This is a genomic window from Variovorax sp. IB41 (assembly GCF_016405905.1).
Classification (GTDB): domain Bacteria; phylum Pseudomonadota; class Gammaproteobacteria; order Burkholderiales; family Burkholderiaceae_C; genus Variovorax.
Genome location: NZ_JAEFCB010000005.1, coordinates 85,248 through 97,846, shown reverse-complemented (window position 1 = coordinate 97,846; position 12,599 = coordinate 85,248). Strand labels below are relative to the sequence as shown.

The 12,599-nt window shown below is 67.7% G+C and carries 12 protein-coding genes; 7 read left to right on the top strand and 5 right to left on the bottom strand.

The features are described 5' to 3' along the window. Positions 1-12: 12 nt before the first annotated feature. Positions 13-1,023 carry a Bug family tripartite tricarboxylate transporter substrate binding protein gene (locus tag JC881_RS12245; RefSeq protein WP_198785980.1) on the top strand — a complete coding sequence of 337 codons (1,011 nt, stop codon included), beginning with the start codon at positions 13-15 and terminating at the stop codon, positions 1,021-1,023. 16 nt (positions 1,024-1,039) lie between these two features. Beyond that, on the top strand, positions 1,040-1,441 hold the full coding sequence (locus JC881_RS12240; protein ID WP_198785979.1) for a DUF6194 family protein: 402 nt from the start codon (positions 1,040-1,042) through the stop codon (positions 1,439-1,441). Positions 1,442-1,450: 9 nt separating this feature from the next. On the opposite strand, the gene JC881_RS12235 is transcribed toward JC881_RS12240, so the two are convergent. Then, the gene (locus JC881_RS12235; protein ID WP_198785978.1) at positions 1,451-2,092 is read right to left on the bottom strand and encodes a hypothetical protein; all 642 of its coding nucleotides are present in this window, start codon (positions 2,090-2,092) and stop codon (positions 1,451-1,453) included. A 190-nt stretch (positions 2,093-2,282) separates the two neighbouring features. Between JC881_RS12235 and JC881_RS12230 the strand changes: the two genes are divergently transcribed. After that, on the top strand, positions 2,283-2,540 hold the full coding sequence (locus JC881_RS12230) for a hypothetical protein (protein WP_198785977.1): 258 nt from the start codon (positions 2,283-2,285) through the stop codon (positions 2,538-2,540). After that, the gene (locus JC881_RS12225) at positions 2,525-2,989 is read left to right on the top strand and encodes a hypothetical protein (RefSeq protein ID WP_198785976.1); all 465 of its coding nucleotides are present in this window, start codon (positions 2,525-2,527) and stop codon (positions 2,987-2,989) included. The genes JC881_RS12230 and JC881_RS12225 overlap by 16 nt, the downstream gene beginning before the upstream one ends. Positions 2,990-3,018: 29 nt before the next feature. On the opposite strand, the gene JC881_RS12220 is transcribed toward JC881_RS12225, so the two are convergent. The 4 genes from JC881_RS12220 to JC881_RS12205 are packed head-to-tail and all read right to left on the bottom strand — an operon-like array spanning position 3,019 to position 7,063. Then, positions 3,019-4,248, bottom strand: a complete 1,230-nt coding sequence (locus JC881_RS12220) for an ROK family transcriptional regulator (RefSeq protein ID WP_198785975.1) — start codon at positions 4,246-4,248, stop codon at positions 3,019-3,021. Further along, complete coding sequence (locus JC881_RS12215; protein ID WP_198785974.1) at positions 4,241-5,038, bottom strand: ATP-binding cassette domain-containing protein; 798 nt, start codon at positions 5,036-5,038, stop codon at positions 4,241-4,243. Before JC881_RS12215 ends, JC881_RS12220 begins: the two co-directional genes overlap by 8 nt. Then, positions 5,038-6,003: an ABC transporter permease gene (locus tag JC881_RS12210; protein ID WP_198785973.1), complete on the bottom strand. Its 966-nt coding sequence runs from the start codon at positions 6,001-6,003 to the stop codon at positions 5,038-5,040. Before JC881_RS12210 ends, JC881_RS12215 begins: the two co-directional genes overlap by 1 nt. A gap of 40 nt (positions 6,004-6,043) precedes the next feature. Beyond that, a complete protein-coding gene (locus JC881_RS12205; protein WP_198785972.1) occupies positions 6,044-7,063 on the bottom strand; it encodes a sugar ABC transporter substrate-binding protein in 1,020 nt (339 codons plus the stop codon). A gap of 370 nt (positions 7,064-7,433) precedes the next feature. On the opposite strand from JC881_RS12205, the gene aspT (JC881_RS12200) reads away from it, so the two are divergent. Genes aspT (JC881_RS12200) through JC881_RS12190 form a run of 3 tightly spaced genes read left to right on the top strand, consistent with a single transcriptional unit; the run spans position 7,434 to position 12,538 of the window. Further along, positions 7,434-9,119 (top strand): aspartate-alanine antiporter, encoded by a 1,686-nt coding sequence (gene aspT, locus JC881_RS12200; RefSeq protein ID WP_198785971.1) that lies wholly within the window; start codon positions 7,434-7,436, stop codon positions 9,117-9,119. A 19-nt stretch (positions 9,120-9,138) separates the two neighbouring features. Continuing rightward, positions 9,139-10,827 carry an aspartate-alanine antiporter gene (gene aspT / locus JC881_RS12195; protein ID WP_198785970.1) on the top strand — a complete coding sequence of 563 codons (1,689 nt, stop codon included), beginning with the start codon at positions 9,139-9,141 and terminating at the stop codon, positions 10,825-10,827. Positions 10,828-10,882: 55 nt separating this feature from the next. Further along, the gene (locus JC881_RS12190; RefSeq protein WP_198785969.1) at positions 10,883-12,538 is read left to right on the top strand and encodes a bifunctional aspartate transaminase/aspartate 4-decarboxylase; all 1,656 of its coding nucleotides are present in this window, start codon (positions 10,883-10,885) and stop codon (positions 12,536-12,538) included. Positions 12,539-12,599: the final 61 nt, after the last annotated feature.

Below are 12,599 nucleotides of genomic sequence, written 5' to 3'. Positions count from 1 at the left end.
GCGCACAACGCCATGCAGATGCCCTCTTCCACCCGCCGCCATGCGCTCTGCGCGCTCTCTGCATTGCTCGTGCCCGGCATCGCCACGGCGCAGTCCGGCGACCCCTCGCTGGCCGCGGCCGACTGCGTGATCCCCGCCAAGGCCGGCGGCGGCTTCGAGCTCACCTGCACCCTCGCGCGCGATGCGCTGCAGGCGGTGCGCCCTTCGCGCCCGCCACTCGGCCAGCGCTACCTGCCGGGCGGCATCGGCGCCGTCGCCTTCGATCGCATCGCCACCGGCCAGCTGGGCGGCGCGGGCACGCTGGTCGCGTTCTCCAGCGGCTCGCTGCTCAACCTCGCGCAGGGCCGCTTCGGCCCGCATCCGCCTTCGGCCGTGCGCTGGATCGCCACGCTCGGCACCGACTACGGCGTGATCGCCGTGCACCGCGACTCGCCCTACAAGCGCCTGCAGGACCTGGTCGCGGCCCTGCGCCAGGACCCTTCGCGCATGGCCTTCGGCGCGGGCGGCACGGTCGGCAGCCAGGACTGGGTGAAGGCCGCGCTGCTGGTGCGCGCCGCGGGCCGCGACCACAAGGCGATGCGCTTCGTCTCCTTCGAGGGCGGCGGCGATGCGCTGGGCGCGCTGCAGGGCAAGCACGTCGATGTGTTCCCCGGCGATGCGGCCGAGGCGCTGCAGGCCATCGCGGGCGGCGCGGCGGTGCGCCTGCTGGCGGTGCTGTCGGGGGCTCGGCTCGGCGGCGCGCTCACCGGCGTGCCGACCGCGCGCGAGCAAGGCGTGGACATCGTCTGGCCCACGGTGCGCGGCCTGTACCTGAGCGCGAACGTGCCCGACGCGGCCGTGCGCGCCTGGACCGCCGCCTTCGCCGAAGCCACGGCCTCGCCCGGCTACGCAGCGCTGCGCGAGCGCCACAGCCTTTATCCTTTCGCGCTCACCGGGGCCGCGCTCGACGACTGGGTGCAGGCCCGCATCAAGACCTACCAGGCGCTCGCGGACGACCTCGGCCTGCGCCGCTGGAAGCCCTGAGCCCACGAACATCGCCATGACCGAAGACGACATCACCCAGCACATCATCGACACGCTCGGCGGCGGCCATTTCCAGGTCGCCGACGACAACACCTTCTTCTTTCACGGCGCGGACAACAGGTTTCCGTTCGCCACCATCGTGACGAAAGACCACGAATCGGACAGCGCCTCGAAGCTGGACAGGCCCGGCGTGTTCCGCCTCAACATCGGCGTGGGCAAGGAGACGTTCCGCGCGCTGTTCGGCGAGGCGCCGGCGGGCACCGACTTCACCGCGCTCGACACGCTGATGCCGCATCCGGTGTACGCGAAGATGCATTGGGTCAGCGTGATCAACCCGAGCGGCAAGACCTTCGAGACCGTGAAACCGCTGATCGCCGAAGCCCGCGGACTCGCGGCCGCAAGAGACAAGAACAAATAGGGGCCGCGCTCACGCCGACGAACGCGACAGCGTCGCCAGCTTCTTCTTCGCACTCTGCAAGAGCCCGACCCGCTCGACGGGCAACTGCGCCTTCGTATCCCCAAGCTTGACGACCTCGAGCGCCGAAGGCTTCGGCATGAGCGCATCGCGCGGCGTGAGGCCGTTGAACCGCGCGTTCGAGATGACGTGCACCTTCAGGTGCCGGTGGATGTTCTTCGAGAGCTTCTGGCAGGCCGCCGCCATCGCGGCTTCGTCGGGCATCAGCTGGCCGTGCACGACGAGCAGCTCCAGCGTGCCGTCCTTGTCCTCGCCCAGGATGAAGGCGCGCACGACCGAATCCTTGAACTTGCCGCGCAGCATCGCACGCACCGGCTCGGCGGCGGCGAACGACTTCAGCGCGATGCTGCGCAACTCGGCGTGAAAGAGGAACGCGCGGTCGATCGAGACGGTTTCGGCGTCCTCTGCCTTGGGCTTGTGGCGCTTCAGGATGCCGCTGCCGATCAAGTGCTCCAGCGTGCGCGCCACATCGTCGGGCGCGAGCTTCGTGCGCTGGGCCAGGTCGCTGGAAGAAAACGGCTGGTCGGGCGCCGCGTAGGCGACCATCAAGAGCTTCTGCACCTCGGGGGCGAAGAGGAAATCTGCGGCACTCATTCTTTTGCGGTTCTCTACAAATGGGTTTGCATTATCGAAAGTCCGGCCCGGGCGAAGCGGTCGGCCGCACGACGCGGTTTTCTCCCCGGCATTTTCGAGGCGGATTCCGTCATGGCGCATGGCGCAGGCCTACAGCGGCGCCGGGTTGTGGCCGGTAAAAAACAGCTGAACCGAACAAGGAGCTTCAGCCATGGGCCTCGAACAGACGATCGACAAGATCAAGCAAGTGGATGCCGCGCGCGCCGACTATCCCGGCGAGCACCTCATGGTGCTCGGTGCCGGCGTGTTGCTGCTGCTGGCTGCGGGCCGCAGCCGCTCGTTCCTCATGCGCATCGCCGCGGGCGCGGCCGGCGGCGCGCTCATCGGGCGGGCCGCGAGCGGCACCGGCGGCATCGCGAAACTCGCGGGCGCACTGCAGAGCGGAGGCCTGCCATGGCCGCGGCGCTGAGCTCTCGCGCCGCACCGTCCAGCGGCGGTTCCGAACGGTACTGGGCGCCGTGCCTCGCCGTGGCGCTCGTTGCGATGTCGCTTTTCTACGTGACGTTGAAAGACCTCGTGCACGAAAGCGCGGCGCGCGCGCCCACGCCGCCGCCGGCGGTGATGCCGGCTTACGTCGAGGCCACCGAATCGGCCGGCCGCCTTGCGTTGCCCGACCCGGTGACTTCCTCGTCCGTGCGGGCGGCCATGCCCGCGTACGTTCGCGCGCCGCTGACGAATGCGAACTTCGACGCGTCGTCGACGGTGCAGCCTGCCAAGGCCGCGCCCGCGGTCACCGAGGTGCACAAGTGCGTGATGCCCGAGGGCGATGCGGTCTATTCCGATGGGCCCTGCCCCGAAGGCTCGCGCGCGAGCACGCTGCGGCTGCCGCGCGATCTGAACGCGGGCGCAAGGCTCTGAGCGGCTGAGGCCGGTCCCTGCGCAGGCGCTCAGGCCGCCTTCAGGAATACATCGTGATCCGGCGCGAAGTTCGCATGGAGCGGCAGCATCGCGCCGCCCAGCGCACAGGCCTGCGCCCCCACCCTGCCCCCGTGCAACTGCGGCGGCCACAGGCCTTCCCAGTTGCATTGCGCGAGCGCTGCGCGCGTCTGGTCGAGCAGCGCCTGCAGCAATGCGCGTGACATCGATCCATCCATCACCACATCGGCCAAATCGAGCACCGCGGTGCTGCTGACGATGGCATGCGCCAGCGCCAGCGACGCCGAGCCGAGCCAGGCCTGCGTGGCCGCGGCGTATGGCGCCTGCAACGCGCGGTCGTCGTAGGCCGCGGCGGGGTCGAGCCCTTCGCCCTGCAGGCGCTGCTCGAGCTCCCACAGCGAGGCTTCGGCCATCACCTGCGGCGGCAGCGCGCCCCCTGCACGCACCGGCTGCATCGGCAACGAAGCCAGCGCGCCGGCATTGCCGTTCGCGCCCGCGTGCAGGTGCGAATCGATGACCAGCCCGCCGCCCACGAAGGTGTCCACGAAGATGTAGAGAAAGCTCTTGAGGTCATGCCCGCGCCCGCCCACCAGTTCGGCCACGCAGGCGGCCACGGTGTCGCGCGCGAAGCTCACCGGCACCTCGGTGCGCGCGCGCACCTCGGCCAGCAGGTCCATCTGGTTCCACTCGTCCGACTGCGCTTTCGACAGGCCCAGCGTGCGGTGCCAGCCGCCCAGCAGGTACGGCGCGGCGAGCCCCGCGCCGACATTGCGCGCGGCGAGCGCACCGAGCCCGTCGCGCAGGCGATGGATGTGCTCGGCAATCGCGGGCAGCAGCGCATCGGCATCGGGAAAGTCGTAGCTCATCGCATGGCGCTCGCGCACCTGCGCGGTGAAGTCGATCAAGAGCCACTCCGCGCCGCGCCGCCCCACCTTGATGCCGATGGCAAACGCCCCGTCGGGGTTCAGCGCGAGCGGCACCGAAGGCTGCCCGATGCGCCCGCGCACCCGGTTTTGCTTGACGATGAGTTGGTCTTCTTCCAGCCGCGCGGTGATGAGCCCGATGGTCTGCGCGCTCAGCCCCGTGAGGCGCGCGAGGTCGGCCTTGGGCAGGCTCGTGTGCACGCGCAGCGCCTGCAGCACCACGCGCTCGTTGAACTGGCGCATGCCGACCTGGTTGGAGCCGCGCGGGCGCAGCAGGTCGGGCGAGCGCGCTGCAGTGGGTGCCTCCACATCAGGCATGCGCGTCCGCGGGCAGCTGGTCGGCGGTCATGGCGCCGGTCATCACGGCCACGGTGTCGCTCATGCTGATCTTCTTCGGGTTGAGCACCGCGGCGCGCTTGCCCAGCCGCGCGACGTGGATGCGGTCGGCCACCTCGAACACGTGCGGCATGTTGTGGCTGATGAGCACCACGGGCAGGCCCTTGTCGCGCACCCGGCGGATGAGTTCCAGCACCATGTTGCCCTCCTTCACGCCGAGCGCGGCGGTGGGCTCGTCCATGATGACCACGTGCCGCGCGAAGGCCGCACTGCGCGCCACGGCCACGCACTGGCGCTGGCCGCCCGAGAGCGTTTCGACCGCCTGCGTCATCGACTGGATGCCCACCTTCAGGTCGGCCATGCGCGCGGCGCTTTCCTGCAGCATCTTCTTCTTGTCGAGCATGCGCAGCACGTTGCCCAGGAACCCGGGGCGGCGCAGTTCGCGGCCGAGAAAGAGGTTCTCGTAGATGGTCATAGCGGGTGCCACGGCCAGGTCTTGATAGACCGTCTCGATGCCCGCGCGGCGCGCATCGAGCGGATTGCGAAAGTGCACCGGCGCGCCGTCCAGCAGGATCTCGCCCTGGTCGGGCACCACCGCGCCCGAGAGCGCCTTGATGAGCGAGGACTTGCCCGCGCCGTTGTCGCCGATCACCGCGAGGATTTCGCCTTCGCGCAGTTCGAAGTCGACGCCGTCCAGCGCGGTGACCTGGCCGTAGCGCTTCACGAGGCCCTTGGCCTGCATGACGATCTTGGGGTTGGCAACGGTGTTCATCAGCGTGCTCCCTTGCGCGAGAGTTGGTCGGCCGCCACTGCGAGGATCACGAGCACGCCCGTCACCAGCACCTGGTAGATCGAGGACACGCCCATCAGCGTGAGCCCGTTGCGAAACACCCCCACGATCAGCACGCCGATCAGCGAGCCCAGCACGATGCCGCGGCCGCCGAAGAGGCTGGTGCCGCCGAGCACCACCGCGGTGATGGCGTCCAGGTTCTCGGTCTGGCCCGCATTGGGGTCGCCCACGCCGGTGCGCGCCACCGACAGCAGCGAAGCGATGCCATAGAGCGCGCCCGCCGCCACGTACACGCCCAGCAGCACGCGCTGGGTCGGAATGCCCACCAGGCGCGTCGCCTCGGCGTTGTTGCCCACGGCGTAGATGTGGCGGCCCGCGCCCGTCTCGCGCAGCACGAACCACGCGAGCAGGTACAGCAGCACCATCAGCACCGCGCCCCAGGCGACCTCGGTGCCGCCGATGGCGAAGGTGGTGCCCAGCCCCGTGAGGCTCGCGGGCAAATCGGTGATGGTCTGCGACGACGAATACAGCTGCGTGATCGCGAACGCGATGTTCAGCGTGCCCAGCGTCACGATGAAGGGCGGCAGCTTGATGCGCGTGACCAGGAGGCCGTTGACCAGGCCGAAGAGCGTCGTCACGCCCACGCCGCAAAGAATGGCCACCGGCACGGGCAGCCCGAGCTCGGTGGCGAACTTGCTCATGACGATGCCGCCCAGCGCCATCACCATGCCGCACGACAGGTCGATGCCCGCCGTGAGGATGATCAGCGTCTGGCCGATGGCGATCACGCCCACCACCATCACCTGCTGCAGGATGAGCGACAGGTTCTCGCCGGTGAGGAACCGGTCGGACTGCGTCGCGAAGAAGATGCATGCGCCCAGCAGGGCCAGCCAAGGCCCGAGGGCGCCCCACGGGATGTGGTGCGTCGGGGATTTCGTCGTCGTCATTGTTGTGTGCTCCCTGCGGTCTCGTTCTTGCGGTGCCTGATTACTTCTTGCCCCAGCACAGCTCGGCGCCGGTCTTGGTGTCCTTGCTCTCCACGCCCGCCACGCTCTTGCCGGCGATCAGCGTGACACCCGTGTCGACATAGCCCGAGGCCTTCTTGCCGGTCTTGGCGAATTCGACGCCCGCGGCCACGCCCATGGCGGCCATCTTCAGCGGGTACTGCTGCGAGGTTGCGGCGATGACGCCGGCGTTGGTGTCCTTGATGCCCTGGCAGCCGCCGTCGACCGAGACGATCATCACGCCCTTCTCCTTGCCCGCGCGCTTGAGCGCGGTGTAGGCACCGGCCGCGGCGGGCTCGTTGATCGTGTAGACCAGGTTCACGTCGGGCGCTTTCTGCAGGCAGTTTTCCATCACGGTCTGCGCCTTGGCCTGGTCGCCGAAGCTGTCGGCCATGCAGACGATCTCGGGCGCCTTGGAAAGCTCGTTCGACTTGGCATCGTTCGCCGCCAGGCCGAAGCCCTTCATGAAGCCGTTGTGCCGCTGCGCGCCCACCGGGTGGCCCGGCAGCAAGTCGAGCGCGATGATCCTGGGCGTCTTGCCGGCCATCGCGGCCTTGGCGTATTCGCCGATCAAGACGCCCGCGGTGTAGTTGTTGGTGGCGAAGAGCGCATCGGTCGCGTCCGGCGGATCGGCCGGGCTGTCCAGGGCGATCACCATGATCCCCTTGTCGCGCGCCTTCTTGATGGCCGGCACGATCGCCTTGGCGTCGCTGGGCGTGATGAGGATGGTCTTGGCGCCGGCCGCGATCATGTTTTCCATCGCGGTGATCTGGCCCGCGTTGTCGCCGTCGGCCTTGCCCGCGCCCGACAGCAGCTTGGCGCCGAGCTTCTTGGCTTCTTCCTGCGCGCCCTCTTTCATCTTCACGAAGAAGGGGTTGGTCTCGGTCTTGGTGACCAGGCCGATGACCGGCTCGCCGGCCGCGAAGGCCGTGGATGCCGCAAGGGCGGCGACGGAAAGGACTGCGAGGGCCAGGGCTGGCCGGCGGCTGCGCGAACTGAGCATGGGTGTGTCTCCTTGGGATGGGCGATGGGTCTTGTGACTGGGGAACGGGGGCAACTATGTTTCAGCGCGGCGACTAAATCAAGTGCCTGTAGTTATCGAAAACCCGGGGGCCGGGCTGTCGATCGGCGAATTTCATTCCCGGCCTCCGGATTTGCGAATGTAGGGCAAACCGGCTAATCAGCCTTATAGGGATAGGCCTATTGTTTTAGAAATTCAAAGGCGTCCAATCGCGCGCCATTTAAATTTTCACAAATATTTTCAATGTTGATTTATCGTCACCTTCAATCGCCAATTCAATTCCTCCATTTATTACCGACGCAATGCTTTCAAGCATGAGAAACGCCTTGTCCCGCAAGGGAAAAACCCGGTGATGGCGGACGCGGCCGGCATCCTCAGGAGCCACCCGGAAATAGCGCTTTTTCTCGTGCTCGCCATTGGCTACGCGGTCGGACAGATCCGCTTCGGCCCTATTCAGCTCGGCGGAATTTGCGGCACCTTGATTGCCGCGCTGGTGGTCGGGCAACTCGGCATCAAGCTCGACGACAGCGTAAAGAATGTTTTTTTCATGCTCTTCATCTTTGCGCTGGGCTATGCGGGCGGGCCACAATTCTTTGCAAATCTCGATGCCAAGGGCTTGCGTCTCGGGCTCCTTTGCCTGGTCGAAGTGGTCACCGTTCTGGCGCTGGTGCTGGGCGCCACCGTCTTTCTCTCGCTCGACCAGGGCACCGCCGCCGGCCTGATGGCGGGCGCGGCGACCGAATCGGCGGTGGTGGGCACGGCCACCGACGCGATCTCCAAGCTCGCGCTGCCGCTCGCCGACATCCAGCAGCTGCAGGCCAACGTGGTGACGGCCTACTCCATCACCTACGTGTTCGGGCTCATCGCCATCGTGGTCGCCACGAGCCAGGTTTTTCCGCTGCTCCTGCGCGTGGACCTGCGCGCCGAGGCCGACAGGCTCTGGAAGACGATGGGCGGCGGCGACGAGAACCCCGCCTCGGCCAGCGCCACGCCCGAGATGGTCGGCCGCGTGTTCCTCGTCACGGTGGGCCGTGGGCGCACGGTGGGCGAGCTCATGTCGATCCTGGGCGGCCACGCGAGCATCGAGCGCGTGGTGCGGCGCGGGCAGAAGCTGAACGTGGAGCCCGCGCTGCGGCTGCAGGCCTACGACCAGGTGCTGGCCATCGGACGGCGCAGCACGCTGGTGAACGTGGCCGAGCTGCTGGGCCGCGAGTTCGCGGACACCACCGCCTTCGATGCGGTCGTGGAGACCACCGAGGTGGTGGTCAACCGGCGCGAGTGGTTCGGGCGGGGCCTGCGCGAGCTCGATGCGCAACTGCCGCCCGCGCTGCAGATCGTGGGCCTGGCGCGCGACGGCCACGTCATGCCGCTCCTGCACCAGGTGAAGCTGCAACGCGGCGACGTGCTCCAGCTCTACGGGCCGGCCGCCGACGTGGCGCGCACGCTGCCGCTGGTGGGCGACCGCGTCATCGCCTCGACGCGCAGCAACATCAGCTACGCGGCGATGGGCATTCTTCTGGGCGTATTCATCGGCGGCTTCAGCGTCAAGCTCGGCGGCATTCCGTTCTCGCTCGGCACGGGCGGCGGCGCGCTGGTCACGGGCCTGGCCTTCGGCTGGTACCAGTCGAAGAACCCGCACCGCCTGAGCGTGCCGCCCGATGCGCTCGCGCTCATGAAGGACCTGGGCCTGGCCACCTTCATCGCCTGCGTGGGCCTGGCCTCGGGGCCGCAGGCGATCGCGCTCGTGAAGAAATTCGGCGTCGCGCTGCCGCTGGTGGGCGTGGCGGTGGCGGTGGTGCCGGCGTGCATCTCGCTCTTCGTCGGGCGGCGCCTGCTCAAGCTCGAGGCGCCGGTGCTGCTGGGCGCCATCGCGGGCCAGCAGTGCAGCACGCCGGCGTTGAGCGCGGTGCAGAACGCGGCGGGCAATGCCACGCCGCTCCTGGGCTACACGATCACCTATGCCATCTCGAACGTGGTGCTGCCGCTGATGGGGCCGCTGATCGTGGCCCTCGCCGGGCTGGTTCACACCGCCAAATAACCTGAAAGGACAAAAACCCATGGAATGGCTTCATGACCTCTTCAAGAAGTCGCCCGAGATGGCGCTCTTCCTGTCGCTGGCGGTCGGCTACTGGATCGGCAAGATCAAGTTCGGCAAGTTCCAGCTCGGCGGCGTGGCCGGCTCGCTGCTGGTGGCGGTCGTCGTGAGCCAGGTGGGCGTGCAGGTCGATGCGGGCGTGAAGGCGGTGCTGTTCGCGCTCTTCATCTACGCGGTGGGCTTCGAGAGCGGGCCGCAGTTCTTCAGCTCGCTGGGCAGGCAGTCGGTGAAAGAGATCATCCTGGCCGCCGTGATGGCCGCCACGGGCCTTGCGACGGTGGTGGTCATGGCGAAGCTGTGCGGGCTGGACAAGGGCCTGGCCGCGGGCGTGGCGGCGGGCGGGCTCACGCAGTCGGCCATCATCGGCACGGCCGGCGATGCCATCGGCAAGCTCGGGCTCGCCGCAGCCGAGACCGCGCGGCTGCAGGCCAACGTGGCGATCGGCTATGCGGTGACCTATGTGTTCGGCTCCTTCGGCGCGATCATCGTGTGCGTCAACATCCTGCCCAAGTTCATGGGCCGCACGATCCGCGACGACGCCATCGCGGCCGAGACGGCGCAGCAGGCCGGCGTGAAGGTGCTCGGCGCCGACCAGGAAGCGGCGGCGCCCTCGCTCGTGGGCCGCATCTACGAACTCGCGACCGACCCGCAGCGCACGGTGGCCGACATCGAGAACGCGAACCCTGCGACCACCATCACCATCGAGCGCGTGAAGCGCGATGGCAAGTTCATCGAGGTGAGCCCCACGCTCGCGCTGCGCCAGGGCGACATCGTGCTCGCCGTGGGCCGGCGCGATGCGGTCGTGGCGAGCGCGCCGCTCTTGGGCAAGGAAGTGTTCGCCGTCGACGGCATGGAGCTCACGCTGGAGAAGCGCGAGATCGTGCTCACCAACAAGGAGTTCGACGGCAAGACGGTGGACCAGATCCGCCAGGCCACCGCGGGCGGCGTGCGCCACGGCATCTTCGTGACGGGGCTCGCGCGCATGGGCAAGGCGCTGCCGATGCAGCCCGACACCGTGGTGCAGGCCGGCGACCTGGTGTCGATCTTCGGCGCGGAACAGGACGTCAAACGCGTGGCGGCGCTGGTCGGCGACGTGATCGTGCCGAGCGCCAAGACCGACTTCGTGTATCTGGGCGCGGGCCTCGTGGTGGGCCTTCTCGTCGGCCTCTTGAGCGTGAAGCTCGGCAACATCCCGCTCACGCTCGGCTCGGGCGGCGGCGCGTTGCTCGCGGGCCTCGTCTTCGGCTGGTACCGCGCTAGGCGCCAGACCTTCGGCGCGCTGCCGCCGGCCGCGGTGCAGCTGCTGAAAGACCTGGGCCTTGCGGGCTTCGTCGTGGTGGTGGGCCTGTCGTCGGGCCTGCAGGCGGTGGAGACCGTCAAGCAGCTGGGCCTCACGATCTTCGGCGTGGGCGTGGTCGTGACCATCGTGCCGATGCTCTTGACCATGCTGTTCGGCAAGTACGTGCTGCGCTACGCCAACACGGCCGTCTTCGCGGGCGCGCTGAGCGGCTCGCGCAGCGCCAACCCGGCGTTCGGCGAGGTGCTGGGCAAGGCGGAAAACTCGATTCCCACCGTGCCCTTCGCCATCACCTATGCGCTGGCGAACGTGTTCTTGACGCTGCTCGGGCCGCTGATCGTCGCGCTGGTCTGAGCACGGCGCGGCCTCTCCCGTTTTCCCTTCTTCTTTTTCAACCAAGGAGCATCCAATGGATTTCAGCGACGTGAAGAAACTGGCGGGCCTGAGCCCGTTCGAACTGAAGGACGCCCTGATCCAGGTCGCGAGCCAGAGCGACCGCCTCATGCTCAACGCGGGGCGCGGCAACCCGAACTTCCTGGCCACCACGCCGCGGCACGGCTTCTTCCAGTTCGGCCAGTTCGCGATGAGCGAGGCCGAGCGCTCCTACATCTACATGGAGCACGTGGGCGGCTTTCCGCGGCGCGAGGGCATCGAGGCGCGCTTCGAGATCTTTGCCAAGGCGCATGCGGGCGCGCCGGGCACGCGCTTCATCGAGGCGGCCGTGTCGTACGTGCGCGACCAGCTGGGCCTGTCGGCGGGCGACTTCATCTACGAGATGTGCGTGGCCATCCTGGGCTGCAACTACCCGGTGCCCGACCGCATGCTGCGGCTCTCGGAAATCATCGTGGGCAAGTACATCCACCAGGAGATGATCGGCACCCACCCCTTCGTGGGCACCTTCGACATGTACGCGGTGGAAGGCGGCACGGCCGCCATGACCTACCTCTTCAACAGCCTGCGCGAGAACAACGTGCTCTCGCCCGGCGACACCATCGCGCTGGGCATGCCGATCTTCACGCCCTACATCGAGATTCCGCACCTGAACGACTACCAGCTCGTCGAGACGCTGATCGACGCGCCGCCCGAGAACAACTGGCAGTTCACCAAGAAGGAGTTGCAAAAACTGCTCGATCCGAAGGTCAAGGCCTTCTTCCTCTGCAACCCGAGCAACCCGCCCTCGGTGAAGATGAGCGACGAGGTGCTGGGCTACATCGCGGACATCGTCAAGCAACGGCCCGACCTCATCATCCTCACCGACGACGTGTACGGCACCTTCGCGGACAACTTTCTCTCGCTGTTCGCGATCGCGCCGCAGAACACCATCCTGGTGTATTCGTTCTCCAAGTATTTCGGTGTGACCGGCTGGCGCATGGGCGTGGTGGCCACGCACGAGGACAACGTCATCGACCGCAAGATCGCGGCCCTGCCCGAGGCGAAGAAAAAGGAACTCGACGCGCGCTACAGCTCCATCACCACCGAGCCGCGCAAGCTGAAGTTCATCGACCGCCTGGTGGCCGACAGCCGCACCGTGGCGCTGAACCACACGGCCGGCCTTTCGACGCCCGTGCAGGCGCAGATGGTGATGTTCTCGCTCTTCTGCCTCATGGACGAACCGCAGGCCTACAAGCAGTCGATGAAGCGCATCGTGCTGCGCCGCAAGGAAGCGCTCTACCGCGAGCTGGGCCTGCCGATGCAGGAAGACCCGAACTCGGTCAACTACTACCACCTGCTCGACCTGCAGGACATTGCCACGCAGATGCATGGCGAGCGCTTCGGCAAGTGGATCGCGACGAAGCTGCAGCCCAACGAAGCGCTCTTTCGCATCGCCGAGGAGACCAGCATCGTGCTGCTGCCGGGGCGCGGCTTCGGGGGCAAGCACGCGTCGGGGCGGGTGTCGCTGGCGAACCTCAACGAATACGACTACGCGAACATCGGGCGGTCGCTGCGAAAGCTCGCGTCGGAATACTTCGCGCGGTTCGAGAAGGAGAACGGGGGCGGCAAGGAGGGCAAGGGGCGCAATGCGAAGACCGCGGTGACCAAGCCGGTGAAGCGGGGCAAGAAGTAGCGCGCCGCGGCACACCGGAGCCAACGCGCGAGCGAATGACGGACGAAAAAAAGCACCGCCT